We start from the raw sequence: 26,827 nt of genomic DNA, 5'->3' as shown, positions 1-26,827 counted from the left end.
AGAAAGTTGACATAAAAGGATGAGCGCTTTGAGCAAACAAATATTAATCGTCGACGACGATCCCAAGATCGCCCAATTAATCGAAATCTATCTGATGAACGAGGGATTCTCCATTATCAAGGCAAGCGACGGCCTGCGCGCTTTGGAGCTGATGGATGAGGCGCCCGTGGATTTGGTTATCCTGGATATTATGATGCCTGGCCTGGACGGGCTCAGCGTCTGTCTTCGCATCCGCGAGAACAAAACGACTCCGATATTAATGATCAGCGCCAAAGACGGGGATATGGACAAGATCACGGGATTGATGACAGGCGCCGATGATTATATGGTCAAGCCGTTTAATCCGCTGGAGCTTGTGGCGCGCGTGAAGTCGCTCCTCAGACGGACGTATTATCAGACACAGCCCAAGCAGCAGCAGGCCGATCATATTATTCATGTTCAATCCCTGGAAATAGACAAGCTGACCCATAAAGTCATGTTTGAGGGGCGGGTCATCAAGCTGACGCCCATCGAATTCAGCATCCTGCATCTGCTGGCGGGCCAGCCGGGGCGGGTGTTCAGCTCGGAGGATATTTTCGAGATGATCTGGAAAGAAAAATACTATGAAACGAACAATTCCGTTACCGTCCACATGAGCCGGCTGAGAGATAAGCTCGAGAAGGAAATGGAAGGCGAGAAGCTGATTCACACCGTGTGGGGGGTCGGCTACAAAATTGAAGCTTAGATGGGTCATTCCCTTCTTCTGGAGCGCTGCGACAACGATAGCTGTCCTGCTTATTATGCTGTTCTCTGCGGCGTATCTCCGCGACACTGTTTTTTTTAAAGCCAATTTAATGGATTTCTATATTTTAATCAGGGATTATATCGGGTTTCCGAATATTCTCATTGTTTTATTCTTTCCGCTGTTTCTTATTTCCCTCTTTTATTTCTTCAAGCGGGATAAACGGATCTATCGCGCCCAGTACCTGGAACAGATTATGGCCAATGTTCAGCATATCGCAAGCGGTGATTTCACGCATAAAGTCCCGGTCAAGGAAGGCGGTGATCTGAGCCAGCTTGCCTTCAATATTAACCGGTTCGTCGAGCAGCTGCAGCTGTCGCTGGAAGAAGAACGCCGCTCCCAGCAGACCAAGAACGAGCTGATCACGAATGTTTCGCATGATTTGCGTACTCCCCTTACCTCGATCACGGGTTATTTGGGGTTGATTGAGCAGGATCTGTACCGCGACGAGGTGGAGCTGCGTTATTACATTTCGCTTGCCTATGAGGAATCGGAGCGGATGAGCCAGATTATTCATGACCTGTTCGAATTCACCCGGCTGCGCAATCATGAGTTCAAGCTGCAGGCCGCGAAAATCAATCTGATCGAAATGCTGCATCAGCTGGCCGAGCAGTTCCAGCTTCAGCTGGAGCAGGCTCAGATTACGGCGCGTTTGCATTTTGAAGAGCCGGCCCTGTATGTATTTGCGGACGGTAACAGGCTGCGCAGAGTCTTCGAGAATCTGATTACAAACGCCATCCTGTACGGCAAAGACGGCAGGGTGCTGGATATTTTCGGAAGCCGGAATAATGGGCATATTCTGATTGACGTCGTGAATTACGGAGAAGAGATTCCGCAATCGGATCTGCCGCATATTTTCGACCGCTTCTACCGGGTAGAGAAATCCCGCTCCACGCATACGGGCGGATCGGGCCTGGGGCTTGCCATTGCCAAGCAAATTGTGGAGATGCATGAGGGCAGCATTCATGTAAGCAGCGATATAGAGCGGACTGTTTTCTCGGTAAGGCTCAAGGAACTATAAGCTTAATCATCTAACAGCGGCATACCGGCACACATGACCCGGCATGCAGCTGTTATTTTTATTTAGAGAACCGTAAGGTTTTCGTTATGTTTTCTTATCCGGGCATTAATGGCTTGCCTTCATACTAAGGCTACAAGAAGAAACGGCTGCGCCCTTGCCGGACAGCCGGCCTATATTTCTTCCCTTCGAAAAATGGAGAGGAGCCCGCAGGCCATGCTTAATGCCGCAATGATAAAAAAATCCGTTCAGCTCGTAATTCTGATCATGATGGCTTATGCGATATTAACGAATTGGGAATTGATGAGACAGAAAACATCCAATCTTGTTCATGGACTGTCCAATCTTAGACTAAACAGCGGAGATTCGTCCCTTGGAACGCTGCAGGGGGAAGCCGCCTTGTTGATGGACGAGAACACGGGGGAGATCCTGTACAGCAAGAATCCGCATATGAAGCTTTATCCGGCAAGTACGACCAAGATACTGACGGCGCTGATCGCGCTGGAGAAAGGTGACCCGGATGCCATCGTTACGGTCGGGGATGAGGCACAGCTTCGAACGCCGGATGAGAGCTCGGCCGGACTATACGAAGGACAGCAGCTCTCGCTGCGCGACCTTCTCTCAGCCTTGATGCTTCCATCAGGCAATGACGCAGCCCGGACGATTGCCCGGTATATTTCGAGTCAGGAGCTGGGCAGGGCGGTCAGCGCAGAAGAGGGAATCAGCTGCTTCGCGGATCTCATGAACGATAAGGCGAAGGAGCTGGGAGCCAGGGAGTCCCATTTTGTCAATCCTCATGGTCTGCCTGATCCTGATCACTATACGACGGCTTATGATCTTGCAATCATTGCGAAGGAAGCCAGGAAGAACAAATTGTTCAAGCAGATCGTCAGCGAGACCGAGCGTTCCGTCACTGCGGGGCAGGAGACCCAAACGTTCGTGAACCGCAACAAGCTCCTACAGAATACGGATGAGAATTATTATGATGGCGCTACCGGGATCAAGACCGGCTACACTGAAATGGCGGGATACTGCCTTGTAGCATCCGCCAGCCGCCAATCCGCCAACCTGATTGCGGTGGTGCTGCATTCCACATCGACAGGGGTATGGTATGATGCCAGAACGCTGCTGAATTACGGCTTTGCCATGGATAAGGCGATTCCCGGTTCCCCGGCTGAAAAGAATATTGCGTCGATCCGATAAAAGTAATTTCCATTCTCACTGATAATTATTATCATCATTGGCAATACTGTCTTCATAAGATCCTGCATGAAGAAGAAACGGGTGAATTTAAACTCGTTGAGGTCAAGAAGAAAACGGACAGCCTTCTGGCAAAGGCTGCCCGCATTTCGGATCTACAGTTTGGATTCGAACGTTCTGCAATCTGTTTCCTCTGAGTTGCTCGCTTGTTTGCTCCGGTTGTTGACCACATAGATGGAAGACGCATTGCAGTGGTTGCCCGCTGCCCAATGCTTGCAGGAGTTTACTTCACATAAAACATCTTTAGCCATGGATTGATTCACCTCCCGTCCATTCATTTAGGATGGGCGATTACCTGCTTGTTTTATACCTGTGCCGCCAAGTTATTGTTTCTTGCTGTACGGAAGAGATTATAATTTATTTCCGGCGCCCCCGCGGCAGCTCCGGCAAATTTGCGTTTCCGGAGTCTATTCAAAATTGGTCTTGCCGAGCCGGCCCACATGCTATAGAATAAGGTCAGCTATTAACGGCGATGGAGTTCGCCGCAAACCGCCCTTAACGGGCTGATGACTCCTACCGGTGGAAACACTGGTAGGAGTCTGTTTTTTTGTCCGGATGAAAGAAGATACGGCTGACGCCGTCCTTTGGCGGCGCAGCAACAGGAGGTTCATGTGATGCAAGATGGTCCAGCAGGCGGCAAATCCTCTTTTTATAAGCGGTATGCAGGGCGTATCCAGGCCTTGCAGCATTTTGTACTCACGGGAAGCTTTATGAAATGGGTCTTATACGGCGCGTTAATCGGAATTTTGACAGGATCGGCCTCCGCATTATTTCTGGCTGCGCTGGACTATGCCACAGAAGAGAGAATCGGTCAGCCCTGGCTGCTGTTTCTGCTGCCGTTTGGCGGGGCACTGGTGAGCTATGCTTATCTTCGTCTTGGCGGCAGCTCTGCCAAGGGGAACAATCTGATCCTGGAACAGGTCAACAACGGTCAGGAGAGGATTCCGCTTCGCATGGCGCCGCTCGTTCTTGCCGGCACCGTCATTACCCATTTGCTGGGCGGTTCGGCGGGACGCGAAGGAACGGCCGTGCAAATGGGCGGAAGCATGGCGGAATGGCTGGGGAAGAGGCTTAAGGTTAACCGGACGGATCGCGCCATCCTGCTGATGTGCGGAATCAGCGGAGGGTTCGGTTCCGTCTTCGGGACACCGCTTGCCGGTACGGTGTTTGGCATGGAGGTAGCGGTCATCGGGATGCTGCGGTACGAAGCGCTGTTGCCCTGCTTTGCGGCAAGCTTCGTCGGCGATCTCGTCACCAAGGCATGGGGCATTCATCATGTTCAATACGCAATGAGCGGCGTACCGGGCATCAGCTGGCTCGTTATCGTGAAGGTACTGGCCGCTTCTGTTTTGTTTGGGCTGACCAGCCTGCTGTTCAGCGAGCTTACGCATGCCTGCAAACGGTTGTTCACGCGGCTGTTTCCTCATGCGGCGCTGAAAAGCTTCATCGGCGGACTGATCATTATCGCGCTTGTCTATGCTGCGGGTACCCGCGATTATTTGGGCCTTGGCATTCCGCTGCTCGTACAGTCCTTTACGGAGCCTGTACACTCACTGGCTTTTCTATGGAAGACCTTGTTTACATCGCTTACGCTCGGTGCCGGATTCCAGGGAGGCGAGGTGACGCCGCTCTTCGTTATTGGCGCCGCTCTTGGCAATGCGCTTGGGAGCCTGCTACATATCAGCCTGCCGTTCATGGCGGGTCTGGGACTTGTTGCCGTATTCAGCGGCGCGACGAATACACCCATCGCCTGTTTTATTCTCGGCATTGAATTATTTGGCTCCGATGCGATGATCTATATCTTCATGGCCTCTATTGTCGGTTACCTGTTCTCCGGTCATTCCGGGATCTACACGTCGCAGCGGATTGGTGCAGGCAAGCCTGGAATGAGGGGATCCGACCCTGATGCAACGCTCGCTGCTTACCGCAGCAGGGTGAAGTAATCAGGACCTAAACCAGGCAAGGCATCCGAAAATGAACCGGGACCATTACCACTATTTTAATTCGTTGGTATAATAATCATGATTCGAAATGCCGTTTCAATGATAAAGGAGGGATTCCAATGAAAATCGGTATCGTGGGGGACTTCAACACGGCATATCCCTCACAGCAGGCTGCACAGGAGGCGCTTGTCCATTCCTCCGAAAGGGCAGGAATAAGCGCCAGGATCGACTGGATCCCGTCAACCGGCGTCAAGGATCGGATGTATGATTATAACGGCTATTGGATTGCTCCCGGCGTTCCTGAATCCTTGGATGGCGTGCTGCAGGTGATTCAATATGCGCGGCAGAATCAAGTTCCGGTTCTTGGAACATGCGGCGGTTTTCAATATATGGTGATGGAATTTGCGAGAAATGTTCTACAGATTGAGGATATCGGACATGAAGAGCAGAATCCTGCCGCCAGGAATCTGATCATAAGCAGGCTCAGCTGCTCCCTCGCCGGCCAAGACGGGAAAGTAATCATCCTGAAGACTTCCCGTGTCTATGACATCTACCAAACGGAAGAGGTGACAGAGCCGTTCAGATGCAGCTTTGGTTTGAATGCCGTCTACATAACGGAACTTGAGAACGCCGGTCTCCTCATAACCGGATCAGATAGCAGCGGAGAGCCGCGTGTGATTGAAATGCCGGAGCATCCGTTCTATATCGGCACCTTATTTGTTCCCCAGCTTCGTTCAACACCCGTTTCACCCCATTGCCTTGTTGATGCATTCCTGGAATATGCATCCCATTAAGAAAGGTACCGCATAACTCCTCATTCCGCTTCTCGTGGAGCAATCTCTCTCCTGTGTCACAGTAAATCCCCCATCATGATCAGAACGTCATGGAATTTCCATCTTCCAGCGTTTCCAGGGGATGGCTGGATGGCGGAACCCGGACCGTTGATCATTTGCCGTTTTTTGATCCGGATGACGAACAGCGGTGTCAAATTCGCCGCCGGCTAAGATTTCAACAACAACAATATTTATTCCCGGGAGCTGGAGCGCAGCTTGGGGTCAAGGTGGCCAACTCCAGGACTGGCTGAGGGATAAGCCTCGGCACCGGAATCGCCGCGCAGTCCTCCGGAAGGTCGTCGAATTCGACCTTAACTTCAGAATGTTGTCGTAATACACCTTCGCCGCAGGGCTTAGCTTGAGACAATACAAGAAGAACGACTCCTTCATGACGAATGTCTTCACCGGTGCGCCGACCGATACGGGGAGAGCCGCTGCTGCTTTCTTGGGATCACTGGGAGCCGAAGAAAACTGTCGTATGCTTTATTGATAGTTATAATTCTCAAAGTATAACCAGGGCTTGGCGCAACAGCCTGTATTAATGCTAGTGGTGGGGGACAGTGCTGCAGCAAGGTTTTCCCTTTTGCAGGGGCGATTAACGGGCCTGTGAAGTAAGGAAGAAGGTTTTTCTTTGCTGGAGCAACCAATCGTGCAATGAAAGCGTCAAAGCAGCGCTGCAGCAAGGTGTTTCCCTTTTGCAGGCGCGATTATCGGGCCTTCGAAGTGTGGAAGAAGGTTTTCCCTTGCTGGAGCAACCAATCGGTGAATGAAAGCGTCAAAGCAGCGCAGCAGCAAGGTTTTTCATTTTTATAGGGGCGATTATCGGGTCTGCGAAGTACGGAAAAAGGTTTTTCCTTGCTGGAGCAACCGATCGTGCAATGAGAGCGCCAAAGCAGAGCTGCAGCAAGGTTTTTCCCTTATGAAGTAGCGGGGACTGGGCCGCATTTTTAGAGATGAAAAAGATAGGATGGGGTTTAGCTGGAGGGATACTCAAATATACTTTAGAAGGTGATACCGAATGAATGTATCCGTGAACTCTAACATAGTCTTGATGGGGAGCAGCAGCCGTGGATGAACGGAGGCGTAAAGAAAGCTTCAGTCCTCAGAGATCGGCGATAGCCGTTACTTCCTGCATGAATCTGGTAAAATAGGAGCAGATATTATTCTGTCATACGATGAAGGGGAACGATTATGCCGGACAGAGAGCTGAAGAATGATACAATCATTTATAAGCGCGGCGTGGGATATGAGCTTCGGCTCCTTCTGTTCAAGCCCGAGAGCTGGAGCGCGGATGACAAACGGACCGCAATGGTGTGGATTCACGGCGGCGGCTGGAGCAGCGGAGAGCCTGAACGTTTCGGGCGGCATTGCCGGATTTTTGCCGGACGCGGCGCTGTGAACTTCAGCGTGCAGTACAGGCTTCTCCCGCAGGAAGGCGAGCTGCCGGAAGACGGCGCTGCCCGCAGCGTGGAGGAATGCATCTCCGACTGCAAATCCGCGATTCGTTATATTCGCGGACATGCGCTGCAATTTGGTATTCATCCAGACCGGATCGCCGTGGCCGGCGACTCGGCAGGAGGGCATCTGGCCGCGAGTATGGCGACGCTGGCAGGCTGCGATGAGCCAGGAGAGGATCTGGCAACTTCGGCGAAAGCCGATTTGGTGGTTAACTGCAACGGAATCGTTGATTTCACAGGCAAATGGAAGATGATGATACCGAAGCGTGAGAGCGGGCAGCCGGTGGTGAATTGGATGGAACGGCATAAACATGCGCAAGCGTTGTCCCCCCTGTATAATGTGGCAGCCGGTCAACCGCCGATGCTGATTATGCATGGATTAGAAGATGAGGTCGTTATACCCGAGGATGCGGTGCGCTTCTATGAAGCTTACACGGCTGCCGGCAATGAAGCGGAGCTGGTCATGTACGCAGAATTGAATCACGCTTTTATCCTGTTCGATTATACGGCAGCGGAAGTTGAGGTCCTGCAGGCGCTGGGGCGGATCGATGATTTTCTGGTCAGACACCATTTTCTTGATGAGATCCAGTTAACCTATTCCAGGGAGGCGAACGACTATGAATGAACGGCTTCCACAGAAGATCAGCAGAAGGGCTTTCCTCAGCACATCCGGCAAATTAGCGTTAGGAATAACGGGATTGGTGGCAGGAAGCACCGGGTTATTTTATAATGGAGCACTCAAGCATAGAGTGCCTGCCTCCCAGGAGATTCCAAGCCATATGGCTGAACTCGGTGATCTTGGACAGTTAAGGGCCCTTCAGGGCATGAATAAGATCCATTATGAGGCAACGATCCATGACGCCTGGGTGACCAAACCCGTCAAAAGTTTTGTCTACGTCTCGGTTGATGCAAAAGGCGGGCTGCTTATTCTGTCGCCTGCATGTACTCATCTGGGCTGTAAGATTGATCCGGTTCCGGTGGAGAAGCGCGGCGGCTCCAAAAATTTGTTCTTTCAGTGCCCTTGTCATGGCGCCGAATTCGATGACAAAGGTAACGCAGTTGGCGTGGTTTCGCAGGGATTGGATTCGTATGAGGCGCTTGTCGCGGACGGTAAAGTGTATATCGATATTTTGGCACCGATAAAAGGAAGCATTTCTTCATGATTGCATGACCGGTTATGATATCATGGATAATATAGCGCGGTTCCGGACCATGAGAGAATCACGAAAGCAGAAGCCGCTCACTTCTCAAAAAAGGAGTCTGGTAAACATGGCGGATTATGAAGTCCAATGTTATCTGTGCAAGAAAAAATTCACAGCGATGGCTGGAACAAAAATCTTCAAGCAGGTGAAGCAAAACAGGAAGGGCATGCATTGCTGCGAAGAGTGCAAATGGAAGGTCGAGCTTGAGGCGAGACTGAATTTTGGCAGACGGCTTCTTTGACAGGTGTCGAGCAGCCCGACAATACGAACTGTTGAAACCGTACTCATTCAGATTAAGAGATTCATGCGGCCAAAACTGCTTGATAGAACGATTAGCGGCGTGAAATGATTTACAGGTGATGTAATGAATCGCAGATCACGAGAAAGATCGCGGAAACAGATAGCGATGCGGCTGCTTTTTACGGGCGGATTGGCACTCAAAAAACAAGTCTCGGAGAAAAATATCCGGCAATCAAGTGTATCCAATGTGAATGGACCATTGAGGGGAGAAAACAAACATGCTTCCAGATAAAAATATACAGGCTTATTCGTCACACGGGGAACAAGGCGGCGCAGGCAGGGCGACCGCACAATCTGTTGAAGCCTTGGCTGAGGAATTTATGGCTGCATTATCAGCCGAAGAACTAGAAGCCCTTCAATATGATTTCAACGAAGCCAGCACAGCGGTATGGTCGAACCTCCCAATCAGAGATGCCGCCCGTCATGGGCTGAGGCTGGGTGATTTAGAGGGGAAAAGTCTCAAGGCGGCCCATGCGCTCGCAGAAGCAGCGCTCAGCGCCGAAGGTTATAAAACAATGATAGAGATCATCAGGGCCGATGAGTATTTGCGGCAGGATGCGGGGGGCATGCAGTGGGGCAGCGAGCTTTATTACATCGCGATTTATGGCAAACCGTCGGCAAACACCCCATGGATGCTGCAGATTACCGGTCATCATCTGGCTGTTAATCTTGTCTGCAACGGGAAACAAACCAGCGCGACCCCCATGTTTGTCGGTGTAGAGCCGCAGTTCTTCAAGGCGGATGAAGCGGAGGTGGAAGCCATGGCCGGACGGATCGGCGCGCTCGCCGCATTCCTGAATTCTTTAAGCACATCGCAGCTTGCAGCCGCGGCAATTGAAGGAGAAATAGGAGACATTATTCTCGGTCCGGGCAAAGACCGGCATTTTCCCGAGGCACAGCAGGGACTAGCCGCTTCGGCGATTTCTCAGGAACAGAGGGACCTGATCGGTTATGCCATAGCATCCTGGGTCATGGCGGCACACGCAGATACCGCCAAGGAGCTGCTGGAAGCCTACTTGTCGGAAGAGGCAATTAATCAAACCTATATTGGGTGGAATGGCTCATCCAATGTCATGAACAGCAAATCGTATATCCGGATAGACGGACCGCGGGTATGGATTGAACTGGCTGGATTGCAAGGCGCCGCATACCGGGACAAGGTTCAGATCCATACGATTTGGCGGGATAAGGCAGCCGACTATGGCGCTTGCTTCGGTCTGCAAGAGAATGGGCATTCGGAGCAAATCAAATGAATGAGGCATTCAATAGAAGCTGGCTGATCGGGAAATTCGGGGAAATCAGGCAGCGCACCGTGAAAGCGCTGGACCAACTAACCGACGAAGAGGTGAATGCCTCGCCTGATCCGGCCAGCCACAATATTTCGGCACTCATCCAACATATTCACAGCAATGTTCAGGAGCGCATCGCCAAAGGTATTTTGCATCGGGAATACGAGCGGGGGATCCAATGGATCCCCGTATTTGCGCCATGCGACGATCTAAAGCGGCTTATTGAAGAGGATATGAATCTGGTCCTCCAGACATTGCACGAAATGAAGCCCGAACAGTGGCTGGAAACACAAATTGTCCGAAATAAAGAGCGGACTCACCTGGACATGCTGCATCAGTGTGCTGCCCATTATTCCGAGCATATGGGACAGATTCTATATCTCGCAAAATGGTTCCGCAGGGATCAATACCGGTCAACCTCGATTTAATCACGAATTGACTGTTATTGATTTTCGTTTTATAATCGTAATAATTACATATTAGAAGGATATTCAGATGCCTATATGAGATATAGCCTAAGCGCTGCTCCCTATAAATGCGTGGCTGAAGCCTGACGGCTCTTTTTTATCGCCTTTTATCGTAAAATTTACTATATAAAACAAATGATCAAGAAGGTCATTCAAAAGAGGTGCAAATCAATGGAACAATTCGATTGCCTTATAATTGGAGCGGGTGCAGCAGGTATTGGAATGGGCTGTGTGTTAAAGGACTTGGGCGTGAAGCGTTTTGGCATATTGGAAAGAAGCGAAGTGGGTGCCTCCTTCCTGATGTGGCCGAAGGAGATGCGCATGATTACCCCGTCGTTCACCGGCAATGCTTACGGCATGCTGGACCTCAACGCGGTGGCGCTTAAGACATCGCCTGCCTATACGCTGGAAACCGAACATCCGTCCGGAGAGGATTATGCGGATTACCTGCAGGCGGTAGCGGATTTCAGAGAGCTTCCGATCCGGACCGGCATCGATGTGACGGCTGTTTCACCGGTGGAGGACGGCTTTGTATTGGAAACGACCCAAGGTCAATTGTTCAGCCGTTATGTCATCTGGGCGGCAGGCGAATTCCAATATCCCCGATTGGATGGATTCGAAGGGGCCGAGCATTGCTATCACAGCAGCCTGATCAGCGAGTGGAGCGGCCTTGAGGGCGAGGAGTTCGTAATCATTGGCGGATATGAGAGCGGAGCGGATGCGTTGATTCATCTGGGGCGGCTTGGCAGGAAAGTTACACTGATTGACCGCAATGACCGGTTCAGCGAGCGGGGAAGCAGCGACCCCAGCGCGGAGCTGTCTCCCTACACCAAGGACCGTTTGAATGAGCTTCAGAACGGGGATCAAATAGAATTATTGAGCGGCCACAGCGTCCAGTGGGTGGCGGAATCCGAGGATGGCGGGTTTCTGATTTACTGCGAGGATGCAGCAGGAACGGAGCGTTTTGTCAAAACCGCGCATCCCCCCATTCTTGCGACGGGCTTCAAGAGCAGCCTGGGCCTTGTGAAATCCTTGTTCGAAAAGGACGGTAAAGGCCATGCGCTGCTTAACCAAAATGATGAATCGACACAGACTCCTGGATTATTTCTGTCCGGCCCGGGTGTCGTGCACGGCGATCTCCTGTTCTGTTTCATATATAAATTCCGCCAGCGCTTCGCCGTTGTCGCTGGAGCTATAGCCGAGGGGCTTGGACTCTCCAAGGCTCCATTGGAGGAATACCGCAGAGCGGGTCTCCTCCTGGAGGACTTGTCCTGCTGCGGCGAGGATTGCCAGTGTTGAGGCATGTGAAGGAGCAGAGGCGCAGCGCGGTTCTGGTTGGTTTCGAATCCTCCGGGAAATCGGCGCTGTTTCGCAGCTTGTCCGGCATGGACACTGGCGAGGAGTCCAACTTTCGCGGCTCGACCGTGAGCAGCCGGCGGGCCAGGCTTGCGGATGATCTGGATCTGGTTGATTTGCCCGGAATCCGGCTGAAGGATGACAGTGTCACCACCCGGCTGGCGCTTGGTGAAATTCAAGGCGCGGATGCTGTAGTTCTGGTTGTCCGCGGCACCCATGCCCAGGTCGAGCTGCCTCTATTGATGGACAGCCTGATGCTGAAGGACAAACGAACCCTGTTGGTTCTGACCTTTGAGGATAAAGCGTCCGATGAGCTGCATAAGCTTGTTTTGCACTACAAGGACTGGCTCGGCATCCCTGTACTAAGCGTCGATTCCCGCAGCTTGACCGTCGTGAAACGAAAGCAGCTGCTGGAATATATCGATACCGCGAAGCCTGTCCGCAAAAAAGCCGTACTGCATCCTGCACCCCGGCTGCCGGTGATAACGCCGCAGCACACCTGGTTTGAGCATCCGCTGCTGGGAAGGCCGCTTGCTCTTCTTACGACGCTGCTGCTCTTTGCCGTGCCTGTTCTGATTGCTTATCTGGGTTCCCAATGGCTGCAGCCAATCGCCGACCGGCAGGTGATTGATCCGCTCCGCTCAGTTCTGAAAGCAAGCCCGGCCTTCATCCAATCCCTGCTGATTGGCGATTACGGCATGATTTCATTGGGATTGTATTCGTTCCTGTGGGCTTTTCCCGTGGTGCTGCTGCTCGGGATAAGCGTTGCTGTCGCTGAAGAGAGCGGCTTGAAGGATCGGATAACCGATGCACTGGATGGATGGCTGCGTGTTATCGGGCTCAGCGGACGGGACCTGATTCCTGTTCTCTCCGGGTTTGGCTGCAATGTGGTGGCTGTATTTCAGAGCAGAGCCTGCAGCGCATGCTCGCGGAAATCCTGTGTATCCCTGATTGCCTTCGGTTCGGCCTGCAGCTATCAGATTGGAGCTTCCCTGTCTGTATTTGGCTCAGGCGGTCATCCGTGGCTGTTTGTTCCCTATTTGGCGATGCTGTTTGTGATTGGAGCGCTGCACACCCGGATCTGGAATAGGGGCAAAGGCCAAGAGCTGCACAGGCCGCTTTATGAAACGAAAACCTTCCTGCAGCCCCCTTCGCTGCGCGCGGTAGGCTGGCGCGTCCGTTCGGTGATCAAGCAATTTCTGATGCAGGCGATGCCCGTTTTTATCGGAATCTGCCTGGCAGCCACGCTGCTGGAGCAGCTTGGGATTATGGACCGCCTGGCGAGGCTGGCGGCTCCACTACTTGGATGGTTTCACCTGCCGGAGGAAGCTGCCGGAGGGATTATTTTCTCCATTTTGCGCAAGGATGGGCTCTTGACGCTCAATCAGGATAATGGCGCGTTTCTGCAGACGCTAAGCGCAGGGCAGCTGCTTGTGCTTGTCTATCTGGCTTCGACGCTGACGGCTTGTCTGGTGACGCTGTGGACGGTGCGCCAGGAGCTTGGCTGGCGGTTCGCCGGATCAATGGCCGGCAAGCAGGCCGTCACTTCCGTGGTGTCGGCTTCTATGATCATGGTTTTGGTGATAGGATAATCGAGCAGCTGCAATTTCTTTTTATCCGGCAGGGATGTACAATGAAAGCAGCGGCATCTTCCGCTTCTTAAGGCTAGGGGGAATGAAGATATTGGCAGCCAATCAGACAGACAGCGGGAACGAAGAGATTATTTTAAGCGGCCAGTCCAGAGAACGATGGGGACGCAGAAGAAGAGAAATAGCCGAGTGGGTGGAGCTTGTGAAGCCTCCTGCCCGCCATCCGAAGAAAACCGCCCTGCTTGACGGCATTGAAGTCGATGTGGAGCTGCACCGGGCATTGCTGCTGTTTCAGCAAATGAATATCAGCACCGAGTTTTCCTGCGCGGGCGTAAGCATGCTGGATGAACCGGAGGATCATTCGCTGTATGCTTATATTACCTTTCATGAATCGGAGCAAACGGAGCAATTCGTCCAATTTGCCATGGCCTATATGCGCCACCGGCTGCTGGTCATCCATGAGCCTTCGCGGGGCCGTTACGATCTCTCGTCCTTCTTCATCGGACATAATCGAAGCTTCTGCATGCTGATCGGGCGCTGCGCGGAGCAATTCCTTGAAAGCCAGCGTCAGGCGGTGACTGTGAACCGGCAGGTCAGCTCTGAACGCTCGTCATAGATGAAGTCCAAACACTTCTTTATCCAGCTTAAGGTCCGCGTTTGGCCCCCAAGCTGAGAGGAGAAGTGTTTTGTTATATCTACATCGGGACAGCTGACCTTGGAAATCCATGGTTTGAATTCGCGCCCCTCGGGTAGTTGTTTAAGGGATGTATTTATGCAGGCTGCGTTGACAATAGTGGAGTTAGGGAGTGATTGGCTTGGACTATGAGAATTTGACCTTACATACGGATAAATATCAAATCAATATGATGTATGCCCATTGGGTGCATGGATCCTTGAACAATAGGGCGGTTTTCGAGGCGTACTTCCGCAAATTGCCCTTTGGGAACGGGTATGCGGTTTTTGCCGGACTGGAACGAATCATTCATTACATTCAAAATTTAGCGTTCGACGAAGAGGACATCATGTATCTGCAGCAGCAGGAGGAGCAGTATCAGGATGGATTTCTCGAGGAGCTGCGGCGTTTCAAATTTACCGGACATATCCATGCCGCAGCGGAAGGGACCCTTGTCTATCCGAATGAACCCTTGATTCGTGTCGAAGCGAGAGTCTTTGAAGCGCATCTGCTGGAGACGGCGCTGCTTAACTTCATGAATTATCAAACCTTGATCGCCACCAAAGCCTCCCGGATAAAACAAGTGGCTCCAACTGAAACGTTGCTTGAATTTGGCACCAGGCGGGCCCAGGAAGCGGATGCGGCCATATGGGGGGCGCGGGCGGCTTATATTGCCGGGTTCCATGCCACCTCCAACCTGCGTGCAGGCAAATTGTTCGGCATTCCAACAAAAGGCACACATGCCCACTCCTGGATACAGGATCATGATACAGAGGAAGAGTCATTCCGCAAATTTGCCGAAGCGATTCCCGATCAGGTTTCTTTGCTCGTGGATACCTACGATTCGTTGAAAAGCGGCGTCCCCAATGCCATAAAAACAGCCAGGCACCTGGAGCAAATAGGCAAAAAAATCCAATCCATCCGCATCGACAGCGGAGATCTGGCCTATATTTCCAAACAATCGAGAGAGATGCTTGACGACGCTGGGCTGTCTTATGTCAAAATCATCGCGTCAGGGGATCTTGATGAAAACATCATCCTGAATCTGAAGGCGCAGGGGTCAAAAATAGATGTTTTTGGCGTTGGGACCCAGTTAATCACTGCGGCTGACCAGCCGTCATTGGGTGGTGTATACAAGCTGGTCGCAAGAGAGAAGAACGGAGAATACGAGCCGGTTATTAAAATATCGGGGAATCCGGATAAAGTGTCCAATCCCGGAGTGAAGGAAATCTACCGGATTATCAGCAAGGCAACAGGGAAAGCCGAGGCTGATTACATCGCTTTGCGCCACGAGCAGGATGTCTTGCAGGGACAGCCGCTGGACCTGATTGACCCCGTACATTCCTATAGAAGCCGGACGGTAAAGGATTATGAAAGTGTGCCGCTGCTGCATCCGATATTTCTGGATGGCGCTCTTGCGTATCCGCTGCCCAAGCTGGAGGATATCCGAACGTATCACGAAGAGCAGCTCCAGTTATTCTGGCCGGAGTATTTGCGGAAGCTCAACCCCGAGATGTTCCGGGTTAATCTCAGCCGGGAGGCCTGGGAGCTGAAGATGGAATTGATCCGGAAGCATCAAGGATAAACGAATATAAATGCGATCAACCCGAGGCAAGCCCGCCTCGGGTTTTTTTGCAAGCTTATCGGATGGATAACGTGAAATAACCGATTTCACCCGGGAGTTAACCGTTTATTCTGCTGAAATGACCGTTTTAACATTTTAACATGCCGATTTATGTAAACAACGGTAAACTTCACAACAATCTCTTTACGTGCCTCTAATCCATATCGAACACTTTCTCTCTAGAATGAACGGAGTAAGATAAATCAGGAAGCTGCCAAGAGAGGAGAATCCCCCGTGCTTGTCAAAGAGGCTGCCGCTTTGGATGCCAAGCCTATCGAACAGGTTCAGGAACGCAAGCTCGTCAAGCCTCGTTCGAGACGGAAAAGAAAAGAAGCCCTGACTGGCTTGATGTATGCCCTGCCGGCCCTGGTACTGCTGCTGCTGTTCCGCTATTGGCCCCTTGTGTTCGGCATGTGGATCAGTTTATGGAAATGGGGTTATGTGCCGGAACGGTTCGTGGGTTTCGACAATTATATGCGCGTCTTCAGAGAGGATCTCATCGTGAACGATCCCATGTCGGGTTTGCAGCTGGGAGAAGTCGGACAAGCGTTCATGGTTACCATCTTCTACGCTATCGGTACGATTCCGCTGACGCTGCTGCTGTCGTTCTTCGTCTCCTATGTGCTGTTTCATATAACCAAAGGAAAAACGCTGCTTCGCGTGCTTTTCTTTCTGCCTTATATTACTTCTCAAGTCGCTGCGGCAATTGTGTTCAAGTGGATCTTCCATCCGAGCGTGGGGCTTGCCAATTCGGCCGTCAATTTCTTTGGCGGAACGCCTCAGCAGTGGCTCACGGATCCTGACCCGATCCTGGTCAAGCTGCTGAACACGCTTGGCGGCAGCTGGCCGGCATCGATTCCAACGGCGTTCGCAGGCCCGACCTGGGCCCTTGGCGTCGTCATCCTGTTCTCAATATGGAGCAGCCTTGGCTTCCAGATTGTGGTGTTCTTGTCCGGCATGACGCAGATTCCGCATGATCTGACCGAAGCAGCCCGCATAGATGGCGCGCGCACCTGGAACGTCATCCGCCATATTACACTGCCGCTGCTGTCTCCGACCTGGTTTTTGCTTACGATTGTATCGGTCATCGGGGCATTTGAATCCTTTAATGCATTCTATGTCTTCTCGGGCGGCGAGGGTGGTCCGCTTGGCTCGACAATGTCGCTGCCTTTGTACATCTTCCGAAGCTTCTATGTGTATGGACAGGTTGGTTACGCATCAGCAGTCTCCATGCTGCTGTTCATCCTGCTGCTGGGCCTGACATGGCTGCAGCTGCGATATGGAGAGAAGAAGGTTCATTATATGCATTAATGGAGGAATGACGAATGTACGGAATGGTAGGTGCACGGCGTTCCTCGAAGGTGATGTGGACGATCGTGCTGATCGGTGTAGTGCTGTTGGCATGCTGTGTAGTGTTTCCATTTATCTGGATGATCCTGACTTCGCTGAAGACGGGGGAGGAAATTAACCGGCTGCCGCCGACTATGCTGCCTGAGGTATGGAATTTCAAAAATTATCCGGAAGCCTGGATGAAGCCGGAATCGACGTTTCAGCGCTATTTTATCAATACGGTGATTATTGCCGGACTCGGGACGGCGCTTCAGCTCCTCGTCTGTGTGCCTATCGCCTTTGCTATTACGCATTTCAACTTTCGCGGCAAGAACCTGATTTTTATGCTAGTGGTCGTGACGATGCTGATTCCGTTCGATGTGACGCTGGTTCCGAACTTTGTCACGATGCGGCATATTCCGCTTGCAGGCGGCAATGATTGGGCAGGCTCCGGCGGACAGGGCTTCTATGATAGCTATATGGGCATCATGCTGCCGTTTCTGGCGGAAGCCTTCACGATATTTTTGCTCAGGCAGGCTTTTCTCTCGGTGCAAAAGGAATACTGGGAGGCCGCGCAGGTGGACGGGATGTCGAACAGACGTTATCTGTGGACGGTGCTGCTTCCGCTTGTGCTGCCATCGCTTATTACGACAGCGCTGCTGGCCTTTATCGGCAAATGGAATGGCGTGCTGTGGCCGCTGCTGGTTACATCCAGTGAATCGCTAAGACCGCTGCAGGTAGGCCTGCTCTACTTTGTCAGCGAGGAAGGCCCGAACTACCATCATTTGATGGCGGCAGCGACGTTTACGATCGCGCCGATCGTGGTGCTGTATCTCATTGCCCAGCGATGGTTCCACCAAGGCATTACATCCACGGGATTGAAGGGTTGACCCATTATGGGAATAGACAACAAGAGACTGCTTTGGAGGGAAAATATGGACTGGCTGAAAAATATTGAAATCGTGATTTTTGATCTGGACGGTACGCTGTACCAGGATGGGACCTTTTACAAACGTTATTTGGAGCTGTTGTTTGAGGACAGCGATCACAGCGCAAGCTTGAGCGTCTTTCTGGACGATATGGCCTCCATGCTGGAGGGCCGGCATGGAAGCGGCATCGGGGACTGGTATCATCCCGATTCCGATACATGGACGCGGGGAACAGACCCGAAATCGGTCTTTCGGAATTGGCAGGGCGAGGAGCTGGGCGTCACTCCGGGGAAGAAGGGGACTGCCTCCATCTATGCGGGAGATGCCTGGAGTCTGGTGAGTATTTATGCCGCCAAATACGGCGTTGCCGAAGGGAAGCGCCAGCAGGCGTTTCAGCAGGTGCGCAAAGAAATGCTGCAGGGCGCCTCAAGCTTCGAAGGCCATCATGATCTGTATGCCGCTATCGGGAATCTGACCGGGGTGAGGACGCGGATATTGCTCACGAACTCGCCGGAGAATACGGGCCGTGAATTTATTGCGGCGCTCGATTGTCTGAAGCTGTTTAATGAAATCGTGTATGGCGCCGGCAAGCCGAATGGTCTTGAACGGTACATGCAGGAGCTGATGGACAGGGAGAATCTGCAGGCGGATCAAATCCTCTCGATTGGCGATCATGCCTGGAATGATCTGTACCCGGTACAAAAGCTGGGCGGCCGAACGGTATTCTTGTCTCCTTATCCCTCATCGGAGCCTGCGCAATGGGATGTCCGGCTGGACACGCTTGATGAACTGGCAGCGATGCTGGTTGAGCTGCAGCATGTCAGGCAGCAGGCGAAGCAAAGCACGGAGCCGATCTCCGACTTCTAGAACGAAAGCATCACGCCCATAACCGGGCACAAACATAAAAATAAGGGTGATCAAAGGAGTGTTGGAAGAATGAGCAAGCGGCAAAAGGAGCGTCTTACCTTTTACGGCGGTCTGACAACAATCGGCGGTGTCCACATTATGTACAGCTTTGGAGACACCGGCATTGTGTTCGATCTGGGAATGGCTCGCGGTTTCTTCAACGGAGATACGAGAGTACGGCCGGATTACGGCATCCGCAGCTATTTGCTGACCAGGATGGCGCCTCCGGTGCTCGACCTGTACGATCCTGATCTCCTGGGGGACCTGGGTGAAGCGGAACTGCTCCAGGTCTGGGGCAAGGAGGAAATGCCGCATGTTGACAATCTGCACGGCTTCGTAAGCCATATTCACCAGGATCATATGGCCCTGCTGCCGTCGCTTCGCCCCAACCTTCCGGTATGGATGCACCGCGACGCTTATTCCGTACACGAGGCTGTCGTGGCGGCGGGCGAATATCCGGATACCCGTGCGGATATCCGCATCGTCGAGGATGGCCAGGTTGTGGACTTCGGCACCTTCCGCATCGAATTCATTGAAGTGGATCATGACTCGCCAGGAGTGACCGGTTTCATTATTCATGGTCCGGAGCACCGCATCGCCTTCACCGCAGACTGGCGCCGCCACGGCCGGAATCATCATCGGCTGGACCGCTTCATCGAGCGCTGCCGGAGCACAGGAATTGACGTATTGATTACGGAAGGCACCCGGCTTCGCCAGGATACTTTATTCCGCAAGCCCAAGGATCGGCTTGAAGTCGAGGTCGCTCTTGAATGCCGCCGCGCCATGCAGGAAACAGACGGCCTTGTCTACGTCAATATTCTCGCCCGCAACGTAGAGCGTGTGGCCGATTTGATCATCAGGACGCAGGAAGCCGGCCGCAAGCTAGTCATGGATGAGAGCACGGCAGTTCTCTGGCACACAGCCTCAAGGAAGCTGCAGGTACTCGAGGGGCATCCCGCATTGGAAGCCGGCCGCGATGTGATCCGGCTGCTCCGTACGCCGCTTTGGTCACAGGGGCCGCAACCGGCAAAGGAAGCGGAGCTTCCCTACGAGACGATTGAGCTGCAGGATATTGGAGCGGATAAATCTCTTTACGCGGTCTACCTGACCTATCCGCATACGCCATTAATCGCGGAGCTGGAGATAAGCGGGTCTGTCCATTCAGGCTCTGTCTATGTTCATGCCGACGGCAATCCGCTTACGCCAACCGACGAAACGCTGTTGAGATGGCTAAACGAGTTCGGCGTAAGGTACCATTATTGCGCAACTGGCGGCCATGCCGCACCGCAGGAAATCAGCGAATTGACAGCAGCGATCGCACCGAAGCTGGTCGTGCCGCTGCACAGCATGCATCCGACCCTGTTCAACAGCGGCGGCGTCCGCAAATATTACCCGGCGCCAGGGGAGAGCTTTGAGCTTTCCGAGCTGATTGGAAGCAGCAGTCTGACAACGATTTAAGACGAAGGCATCCTTGCCGCACAATGAGTACCGGCGAACGAATCAGCGGTGGCATGATATTCGCAGATATGCAAGCTCGAAGCCATCGAATTTTTTCAGAAGTGACAGAACACGTAATTACAAAAACCTAGGAGTGGTAAATGTGATTTTGCGTAAAATGTTCAGCCATTGGAAAACATCAATCGTCTCCCTGATGCTTATTACAGCTGTAGGCTGTTCAGCGGGTGCGCCGGCGGCTAATAACAATGCCCCGGCCGCCAATGCTCCGGCAGCAAATGCTCCAGCGGCAAATGCACCAGCTGCCGACGCCCCGGCAGCTGACGCTCCGACAGGCGTATCAGCAGGAATCGAGCTCGGCAAGGATGGCCCCGTCACTATTGATTTCTGGCATATTCAAGCCACGATATACGGCGAAGCGATCAAGGAGATCGTCAGCGACTTCAACAAGGAATACGAAGGTAAAATCGTTGTGAGAGAAGTATTCCAGGGCAGCTATGACGATCTTAACAAAAAAGTGCGTGCCGCTTTGCAGGGCGGAGGACTCCCGGCTGTGGCCATGTCGTACGAGAGCGACACGCTCGAGTACATGAAGGCGGACAAAATCGTCCCGCTTGACGACTACATCAGCGATCCGGTGAACGGACTTAGCCAGACGGATCTGGACGACATTATGCCGGGTGTGCTTGCCCGCCAACGTATTCCGGAGTATAACGGCAAAACGATGAGCTGGCCGCACGGGAACTCCTCGATGGGGGTTTACTACAACATTGATTTGCTGAAACAGGCCGGCTACGACAAACCGGCAGCCACATGGCCGGAATTTGAGAAAATGGCGCTTGATATTACAGCGAAAACCGGCAAGCCTGCTCTCGTTATGGGAAATGCCAATAATGGCGGCACGTTTCGCACATGGCTGCGCACTTACGGCATTGATCCGATCAAGCTGGATCAAAGCGGTGTGAACTATGACAACCCGGAGGCTGTGGAACTGGCGACTATGATCAAGAACCTGATCGACAAGAAGGCGATTGTTCTTGCAGAGGACACGGAGCAGGAATTCACGAACGGCAGAGCCGCGATGGAAATCGGTACAACAGCTCGTACAAGCTCCAAGCTTGATCTGGTGAAGGATAAATTCCAATGGGGCATCACCCTGATCCCGCAAGGCAAAAGCGGAGGTCAAGTAACAGAGCTGTACGGCGGCAACCAGGTGCTGTTCAAAACCACTCCGGAAGAGCAGCTTGCAGGCTGGCTGTTCATGAAATATTTCGCGGGATCGGAAGCACAGTCGATCTATGCAGCCAAAACAGGCTATTTCCCGGCTACGAAGTCCGCGCAGGAAACCGATTTGCTGAAGCAAAATTATGCGGATAACCCGCAGAAGAAGCAAGCGTTTGACGAAGTGTTCCCATATGCCCGCATCGACGTTTCGAGCGCTGCACGCAGCAAAATGGATACATCCGTAGGCGAGGCGCTGCAGGCGATGATCGCCGGCAAGCTTTCTCCGGCAGATGCGGTGAAGAAGGCGCAGGCTGATGCGACCAAGGTGCTCGGAGAATTCAAATAAATGGGTTCCGTCCATAGAAGAAACGAGATTATGATAGCCGTCCGCAGAGTCGGCAGCGTTTCTGTGGATGATCTTGTCCAAACTTATAATGTCTCGGTGGAAACTATCCGCCGGGACCTTCGTATTTTGGACGAGAAGGGATTTCTTCGCAGAACGTATGGCGGCGCAGTCAGAAAAGAACAAACCACTTGGGATATGCCCTATTATGACCGGATGCAGCTTAACCGGGAGCGCAAGGAAGCCATCGCCCGCGAAGTCGTGCTGCTGCTGGAGGACGGCGACAGCGTTTTTATCGACGGAAACACTTCCGGGCTGATTCTGTCCCGGTTCATTCCCGAGAATAAAAATCTGACTATCGTGACGAACTCGGCTATGGTCACCTTGAACCTGGTCCAGAAAAAAGGGAAATTGAAGGTTCATCTGGTCGGTGGCGAAGTGGATGAGGATGGCAAGACATTCGGCTATAAGCTGCACTGCGAGCTTCGTCAGTACCGCTTTGACAAAGCCTTGTTTTCCTGCATGGGATTTGGCGCTGAAGGGCTGTACTACTCCAAATGGGAGCCGCTGCAAATCGCGCAGATGCTTGTCGAGCAAAGCAATCAGCTGATTCTGATGGCTGATTCGTCGAAGGCGAACCGCAGCGGCTTTCTCTACGGCATGGAGCTGAGCCGCATCCATACGCTGGTGACGGATGAAGGCACCCCTCCGGACATGCGCGACAGCCTGCGGGAATCGGTCCGCCGTCTGATCATAGGCAGCAGCGAAGTCAACGAGGAATAGCTAAAGGCGAGACAAGTCCAAGCATGATTTCCTCCCATCGCATCTCACCGTGAGTATTAGAGGAAAATGTCAGGAACCGTCGAAACTAAATAAGACAATCCGAAAGGAATGATTGCGAAACGAGCGTGTGAAAGGAGCTTGATCCTTGAAAGTTATTTTGGTTGATGATGACCCCCTGGCTTTGAAGCTTCTGGAGAGCGAGCTTACGGCCATCGGTCAGGTCGAAATTATAGGATCCTACCAGGATCCGCGAGTGGTCATGCAGGACATGCGCGCCGGCTTGCCGGATGCTGTTTTTCTGGATATCCATATGCCTTTCATCAGCGGATTGGAGCTCGCAGAACAAATTCTCGGCGAATCTCCCGATATCCAAATTGTGTTCGTAACGGCCTACCAGGAGCACGCCGTTGAAGCATTCGAGCTGACTGCCCAGGATTATATTATCAAACCATTCCAGCGTGATCGATTGATCAAGACCTGTGCACGGCTCAGAAGAATGCTGACCCTCTATTCGGCCAGGCGTTCAGATGCCGCGCTGCCGTTGATGATTCAATGCTTCAGGTCCTTCCTGATCGGCGGTCGGGTCCCGGGGGCAGCCGCTGTACGCTGGAAAACTTTCAAAGCGCAGGAATTATTCCTCTATCTGCTCCAGCACCAGGGAATAACCGTTCAAAAGCAGCATTTGCTTGAGCATTTGTGGGCCGAGATTGATTGGAAGAGAGCCATCACGCAGCTGTACACCACGATCTATCAGATCAGGATGCTCATTGCCAAGGAGAATCTGACGATCCGGATCGTCAACCAGGACGAAGGCTACCGGCTTGAGCTTGGCGGAGTCGAGGTGGATGTGATGGTATGGGAAAAGCAGCTGGAGCAAGCCCCCATGCTGACTGAAGCTACATTGGAGCTTCATTTGAAGCTGTTTGCGATGTATCGGGGCGATTACCTGATGGAGCATGAGTTTCTTTGGGCAGAGCCGGAGAAACGCCGCTTGCGCGCGATTTGGCAGTATCATAGGCATCAACTGCTTGATTTTTATAAGACCAAGGGCCGGTATTCGGAGGCCATTGCTTTTCTTCTTCAGGTTCAGAAGGTAAATCTGACCGAGGAGCAGGTTTATTTTGAACTGATGCAATTGTATCAGGAAACGGGCGACCGCTTTTCCCTGGAACAGCAATTCGCATTGCTGCAGGGCATGCTGAGCCGCGAATATGACGCCAGCCCCAAGACGGCAGTACGTGAATGGTATATGAATTGGAAGCAAACAATGGGGTAATATAGTTAGCCTTATACGATCCCATAGAGCTTTGGCGCAAGCAAGCGCCAAAGCTTTTTTTGCGTGGATGGGGCTGTGCCGGCCGGTATTTTCAAAAATGTTTCAGATTCGTCATGTATAATAAAATAAGTCGTTAGACTCAGTTCTAAAGGCCCTAATATTACCCATCTATAGGGAAATATTACTCATTATGATGGTAAGGGAGTTTAACGTTATGAATCATATGCATGGCAGTTTTCATGAATCTCTTGTCATTTTATCCTGTTTGATCGCAGTGGCCTCCTCTTATTCCGCTTTGGACCTAACCGGAAAGATCTATACAAGCAAGGACAAGCTGCGGTTGCTTTGGCTCGTTTGCGGCGCTTTTTCCATGGGTCTTGGCATCTGGTCGATGCATTTTGTCGGCATGCTTGCCATGCGCCTGCCTATACGCATTTCCTATGATATCAAGCTGGTGCTGCTCTCTGTCGTGCTGGCCATCGGGGTATCGCTGATTGCATTGTTTACCGCGCACCTGCAGCGTATGGGCTGGAAAGAGATATGGTTGTCAGGAGGATTGATGGCTGCAGGAATCTGCGGCATGCATTATATCGGAATGGCAGCTATGACGGTCGATATCAGTTACGATCCATGGATGGTCGCTCTGTCAGTTATTATTGCCGTCACAGCGTCGGCTGCCGCGCTTGGAATGCTCTATTATTTCCGCCAGCAGACGGTCCGTTATGCGCTGCTCTTCAAGCTTGGAAGCTCGCTTGTAATGGGCGGCGGGATCGCCGGCATGCATTACACCGGTATGGCCGGAGCGTATTTTCACGAGAGAATGGATAACGTCGCCGCTGGCGGGATGCTGATTGATCAGACTTTGCTCGCCTATATTATCGCAGCAGGCACGTTCCTGCTTCTTGGTCTGACTTTTCTCGGCATTCTGGTCAACAAGCGGTTTCGGCAAAAGGATCTGACCATTCTGGAGAGCGAGCAATGGTACCGGTCCTTATACGAGAACAATGCAGATGGCATCCTGTCCGTCAATACCAAGGGCGAAGTTATGGGAATGAACCCCGCTGTAAGCAAAATTGCAGGCGCTGTCATAGAGGGATTCACAAACAAGCATATATCCGCCATCGGCTTGAAGGCAGTTGAAGAGCAGAAGACGAGGGACAAAGCATTATCAGGTCAACCTGCCGGTAATCGGCAGGATAGTTATGAAACCGTTATAACGAAATCGAACGGACATCAGGTGGAAATCCATGTAACCCAGGTTCCGGTCATTATTGACGAGAGGATTGTGGGGAGCCATGTTATCCTGAGGGATGTAACCGAAGAGAAGCGGGACAAAAGCCTGATCGAGCATCTCGCTTTCCATGATGAGCTTACAGCCTTGCCTAACCGCAGACTGTTCAACCAGATGCTCGACCAGGCGATCGAGGAATGCAAAAAGCGAAGCGGTTCGTTTACAGTGCTTGTGCTTGATGTTGACCGCTTCAAGCTTATTAACGATTCACTGGGACATACATACGGCGATCTGTTTCTCAAGGCGTTAAGTGAGCGCTTTATTGCCGGCGCCGATAATCTGGAGGTGACCATTGCCCGTATGGGCGGGGACGAATTCTCGATTATTTGCCGGTCGGAGACCGACCAGGCAGCTGACCTGTTGGCCACACGGATCTTGAGTCTGCTCCGCCAGCCATTCCATCTCAAGGGCAACGACTTCTATATATCGGCAAGCATCGGAATAGCCAGTTTTCCTGAGCATGGCGAAAGCGGTGAGGAGCTGCTGCGCTTGGCCGACGCGGCGATGTATGAGGTAAAGAAGCATGGCAAGAACGGTTACCGTTATTATTCGCAGGAGCTGGACAAGCATTTGATGGATCGTATTGAATTGGAGGCGGAGCTGCGAAAAGCCATTGAGCGTCGGGAGCTGCTTGTCTATTATCAGCCCCAGATCCGTACGGAAGACAGCCGCATGATTGGTGTGGAGGCCTTGGTCCGCTGGAATCATTCTTCAAAAGGCCTGATGATGCCGGGCAGCTTCATTCCGATTGCTGAAGAGACGGGGATGATTCATGAAATTGGCACCTGGGTTCTTTATGAAGCCTGCCGTCAAATGGTCGAATGGCATGAGCATGGCGGACCGCTGATTCCTGTGTCGGTCAATTTATCAGCCCGTCAGTTCCATCAGGCCAATCTGGTGGAATATATTGAGGCCGTGCTTGCTGAGACGGGGCTTGAGCCTAAGTATCTGGAGCTTGAAATTACGGAGAGCATGATGATGGATCCGATTGTATCCATCGATATTCTTAATAAATTGAATATGCTGGGCGTGCGGATCAGCCTTGATGATTTTGGAACAGGGTACAGCTCACTCAGTTATTTGAAGACGTTCCCGATCCATAAGCTCAAGATCGACCGTTCCTTTATTTCCGAAATAACCGAGAATGACAATGATAAAGCTATCGTTGCGACAATTATCTCCATGGCCCATCATTTGAATCTGGATGTGGTGGCGGAAGGAATCGAAACGAAGGATCAGCTGGATATTCTCACCCGTAATCAGTGCAAGGAAATTCAGGGGTATTATTTCAGCCGTCCGCTATCCGCCCATCAGGTGGAGAAGGAGTTTTTTGTTCCGTTGCGTTTCTAACCCCCCTTGAAAAAGTGAGCATATTGTCTGCATGGCCACCTCTGCCGCGGGGCATCCGCCAAGGAGGAGGCTATTGCCTTGGAACGGCTGGTCAATCCGCCGAAGGATTTCCGAGTGAAGATGTAGAACTATTAAGGGCAGTGATTCAC

At 52.1% G+C, this 26,827-nt stretch carries 23 protein-coding genes and 1 riboswitch; of the genes, 22 read left to right on the top strand and 1 reads right to left on the bottom strand.

The features are described 5' to 3' along the window. Positions 1-28 precede the first annotated feature (28 nt). The 3 genes from AC0YOA_RS14010 to AC0YOA_RS14000 all read left to right on the top strand — a co-directional run bounded on the left by AC0YOA_RS14010 (position 29) and on the right by AC0YOA_RS14000 (position 3,002). Positions 29-724: a response regulator transcription factor gene (locus AC0YOA_RS14010; RefSeq protein ID WP_475787101.1), complete on the top strand. Its 696-nt coding sequence runs from the start codon at positions 29-31 to the stop codon at positions 722-724. Next, positions 714-1,802, top strand: coding sequence for a sensor histidine kinase (locus tag AC0YOA_RS14005; RefSeq protein ID WP_379113845.1), 1,089 nt, complete (start codon positions 714-716; stop codon positions 1,800-1,802). Before AC0YOA_RS14010 ends, AC0YOA_RS14005 begins: the two co-directional genes overlap by 11 nt. 213 nt (positions 1,803-2,015) lie before the next feature. Beyond that, the gene (locus AC0YOA_RS14000; RefSeq protein ID WP_475787100.1) at positions 2,016-3,002 is read left to right on the top strand and encodes a D-alanyl-D-alanine carboxypeptidase family protein; all 987 of its coding nucleotides are present in this window, start codon (positions 2,016-2,018) and stop codon (positions 3,000-3,002) included. A 152-nt stretch (positions 3,003-3,154) separates the two neighbouring features. Here the strand turns inward: AC0YOA_RS14000 and AC0YOA_RS13995 are convergent, their stop codons facing one another. Then, the gene (locus tag AC0YOA_RS13995; RefSeq protein ID WP_210040708.1) at positions 3,155-3,310 is read right to left on the bottom strand and encodes a DUF1540 domain-containing protein; all 156 of its coding nucleotides are present in this window, start codon (positions 3,308-3,310) and stop codon (positions 3,155-3,157) included. A 208-nt stretch (positions 3,311-3,518) separates the two neighbouring features. After that, a riboswitch (Fluoride riboswitch) is annotated at positions 3,519-3,582 on the top strand. A 91-nt stretch (positions 3,583-3,673) separates the two neighbouring features. On the opposite strand from AC0YOA_RS13995, the gene AC0YOA_RS13990 reads away from it, so the two are divergent. The 19 genes from AC0YOA_RS13990 (at position 3,674) to AC0YOA_RS13900 (ending at position 26,678) form a co-directional block, all read left to right on the top strand. Beyond that, positions 3,674-5,002, top strand: coding sequence for a voltage-gated chloride channel family protein (locus AC0YOA_RS13990; RefSeq protein ID WP_475787099.1), 1,329 nt, complete (start codon positions 3,674-3,676; stop codon positions 5,000-5,002). A gap of 119 nt (positions 5,003-5,121) precedes the next feature. Further along, positions 5,122-5,796 (top strand): glutamine amidotransferase-related protein, encoded by a 675-nt coding sequence (locus tag AC0YOA_RS13985; RefSeq protein ID WP_475787098.1) that lies wholly within the window; start codon positions 5,122-5,124, stop codon positions 5,794-5,796. A 1,230-nt stretch (positions 5,797-7,026) separates the two neighbouring features. Beyond that, on the top strand, positions 7,027-7,917 hold the full coding sequence (locus tag AC0YOA_RS13980; RefSeq protein ID WP_475787097.1) for an alpha/beta hydrolase: 891 nt from the start codon (positions 7,027-7,029) through the stop codon (positions 7,915-7,917). Next, positions 7,910-8,455 (top strand): QcrA and Rieske domain-containing protein, encoded by a 546-nt coding sequence (locus tag AC0YOA_RS13975; protein WP_475787096.1) that lies wholly within the window; start codon positions 7,910-7,912, stop codon positions 8,453-8,455. Before AC0YOA_RS13980 ends, AC0YOA_RS13975 begins: the two co-directional genes overlap by 8 nt. Before the next feature lie 106 nt (positions 8,456-8,561). Next, the gene (locus AC0YOA_RS13970; protein ID WP_475787095.1) at positions 8,562-8,735 is read left to right on the top strand and encodes a DUF2197 domain-containing protein; all 174 of its coding nucleotides are present in this window, start codon (positions 8,562-8,564) and stop codon (positions 8,733-8,735) included. A gap of 277 nt (positions 8,736-9,012) precedes the next feature. Next, positions 9,013-10,047, top strand: a complete 1,035-nt coding sequence (locus AC0YOA_RS13965; RefSeq protein WP_475787094.1) for a DUF3500 domain-containing protein — start codon at positions 9,013-9,015, stop codon at positions 10,045-10,047. Beyond that, a complete protein-coding gene (locus tag AC0YOA_RS13960; protein ID WP_475787093.1) occupies positions 10,044-10,511 on the top strand; it encodes a DUF1572 family protein in 468 nt (155 codons plus the stop codon). Before AC0YOA_RS13965 ends, AC0YOA_RS13960 begins: the two co-directional genes overlap by 4 nt. A gap of 210 nt (positions 10,512-10,721) precedes the next feature. Next, entirely contained in the window at positions 10,722-11,849 is a 1,128-nt protein-coding gene (locus tag AC0YOA_RS13955) for an NAD(P)/FAD-dependent oxidoreductase (protein ID WP_475787092.1), read from the top strand. Next, positions 11,843-13,498, top strand: a complete 1,656-nt coding sequence (locus AC0YOA_RS13950) for a nucleoside recognition domain-containing protein (RefSeq protein ID WP_475787091.1) — start codon at positions 11,843-11,845, stop codon at positions 13,496-13,498. Before AC0YOA_RS13955 ends, AC0YOA_RS13950 begins: the two co-directional genes overlap by 7 nt. Positions 13,499-13,589: 91 nt before the next feature. Beyond that, positions 13,590-14,111 carry a hypothetical protein gene (locus AC0YOA_RS13945; protein ID WP_475787090.1) on the top strand — a complete coding sequence of 174 codons (522 nt, stop codon included), beginning with the start codon at positions 13,590-13,592 and terminating at the stop codon, positions 14,109-14,111. 199 nt (positions 14,112-14,310) lie between these two features. Continuing rightward, positions 14,311-15,753 (top strand): nicotinate phosphoribosyltransferase, encoded by a 1,443-nt coding sequence (locus AC0YOA_RS13940; protein ID WP_475787089.1) that lies wholly within the window; start codon positions 14,311-14,313, stop codon positions 15,751-15,753. A 273-nt stretch (positions 15,754-16,026) separates the two neighbouring features. Then, on the top strand, positions 16,027-17,103 hold the full coding sequence (locus AC0YOA_RS13935) for a carbohydrate ABC transporter permease (protein ID WP_475770495.1): 1,077 nt from the start codon (positions 16,027-16,029) through the stop codon (positions 17,101-17,103). Between the two features lie 14 nt (positions 17,104-17,117). Further along, positions 17,118-18,011: a carbohydrate ABC transporter permease gene (locus tag AC0YOA_RS13930; protein ID WP_210040736.1), complete on the top strand. Its 894-nt coding sequence runs from the start codon at positions 17,118-17,120 to the stop codon at positions 18,009-18,011. A 45-nt stretch (positions 18,012-18,056) separates the two neighbouring features. Next, positions 18,057-18,917, top strand: coding sequence for an HAD family hydrolase (locus tag AC0YOA_RS13925; protein WP_475787088.1), 861 nt, complete (start codon positions 18,057-18,059; stop codon positions 18,915-18,917). 69 nt (positions 18,918-18,986) lie between these two features. Continuing rightward, positions 18,987-20,414, top strand: coding sequence for an MBL fold metallo-hydrolase (locus AC0YOA_RS13920; RefSeq protein ID WP_475787087.1), 1,428 nt, complete (start codon positions 18,987-18,989; stop codon positions 20,412-20,414). A 142-nt stretch (positions 20,415-20,556) separates the two neighbouring features. Continuing rightward, positions 20,557-21,981, top strand: coding sequence for an ABC transporter substrate-binding protein (locus AC0YOA_RS13915; protein WP_475787086.1), 1,425 nt, complete (start codon positions 20,557-20,559; stop codon positions 21,979-21,981). Next, on the top strand, positions 21,982-22,761 hold the full coding sequence (locus AC0YOA_RS13910) for a DeoR/GlpR family DNA-binding transcription regulator (protein ID WP_379113839.1): 780 nt from the start codon (positions 21,982-21,984) through the stop codon (positions 22,759-22,761). A 145-nt stretch (positions 22,762-22,906) separates the two neighbouring features. Beyond that, positions 22,907-24,037, top strand: coding sequence for a response regulator (locus AC0YOA_RS13905; RefSeq protein ID WP_475787085.1), 1,131 nt, complete (start codon positions 22,907-22,909; stop codon positions 24,035-24,037). Between the two features lie 214 nt (positions 24,038-24,251). Beyond that, entirely contained in the window at positions 24,252-26,678 is a 2,427-nt protein-coding gene (locus AC0YOA_RS13900) for an EAL domain-containing protein (RefSeq protein ID WP_475787084.1), read from the top strand. Positions 26,679-26,827 lie beyond the last annotated feature (149 nt).

Source organism: Paenibacillus sp. JT22N12 (assembly GCF_056269365.1).
The sequence above is the reverse complement of the archived record's forward strand: the minus strand, read 5'-3'. Positions and strand labels throughout refer to the sequence as shown.

What these genes read in the sequence shown, in the direction of transcription:
- AC0YOA_RS13970 (WP_475787095.1), top strand. Translation starts at nt 8,562, where the DNA reads ATGGCGGATTATGAAGTCCAATGTTATCTGTGCAAGAAAAAATTCACA.
- AC0YOA_RS13925 (WP_475787088.1), top strand. Translation starts at nt 18,057, where the DNA reads ATGGACTGGCTGAAAAATATTGAAATCGTGATTTTTGATCTGGACGGT.
- AC0YOA_RS13930 (WP_210040736.1), top strand. Translation starts at nt 17,118, where the DNA reads ATGTACGGAATGGTAGGTGCACGGCGTTCCTCGAAGGTGATGTGGACG.
- AC0YOA_RS13985 (WP_475787098.1), top strand. Translation starts at nt 5,122, where the DNA reads ATGAAAATCGGTATCGTGGGGGACTTCAACACGGCATATCCCTCACAG.
- AC0YOA_RS14000 (WP_475787100.1), top strand. Translation starts at nt 2,016, where the DNA reads ATGCTTAATGCCGCAATGATAAAAAAATCCGTTCAGCTCGTAATTCTG.
- AC0YOA_RS13965 (WP_475787094.1), top strand. Translation starts at nt 9,013, where the DNA reads ATGCTTCCAGATAAAAATATACAGGCTTATTCGTCACACGGGGAACAA.
- AC0YOA_RS13960 (WP_475787093.1), top strand. Translation starts at nt 10,044, where the DNA reads ATGAATGAGGCATTCAATAGAAGCTGGCTGATCGGGAAATTCGGGGAA.
- AC0YOA_RS13975 (WP_475787096.1), top strand. Translation starts at nt 7,910, where the DNA reads ATGAATGAACGGCTTCCACAGAAGATCAGCAGAAGGGCTTTCCTCAGC.
- AC0YOA_RS13995 (WP_210040708.1), bottom strand. Translation starts at nt 3,310, where the DNA reads ATGGCTAAAGATGTTTTATGTGAAGTAAACTCCTGCAAGCATTGGGCA.
- AC0YOA_RS13990 (WP_475787099.1), top strand. Translation starts at nt 3,674, where the DNA reads ATGCAAGATGGTCCAGCAGGCGGCAAATCCTCTTTTTATAAGCGGTAT.
- AC0YOA_RS13920 (WP_475787087.1), top strand. Translation starts at nt 18,987, where the DNA reads ATGAGCAAGCGGCAAAAGGAGCGTCTTACCTTTTACGGCGGTCTGACA.
- AC0YOA_RS13980 (WP_475787097.1), top strand. Translation starts at nt 7,027, where the DNA reads ATGCCGGACAGAGAGCTGAAGAATGATACAATCATTTATAAGCGCGGC.
- AC0YOA_RS13900 (WP_475787084.1), top strand. Translation starts at nt 24,252, where the DNA reads ATGAATCATATGCATGGCAGTTTTCATGAATCTCTTGTCATTTTATCC.
- AC0YOA_RS13955 (WP_475787092.1), top strand. Translation starts at nt 10,722, where the DNA reads ATGGAACAATTCGATTGCCTTATAATTGGAGCGGGTGCAGCAGGTATT.
- AC0YOA_RS13910 (WP_379113839.1), top strand. Translation starts at nt 21,982, where the DNA reads ATGGGTTCCGTCCATAGAAGAAACGAGATTATGATAGCCGTCCGCAGA.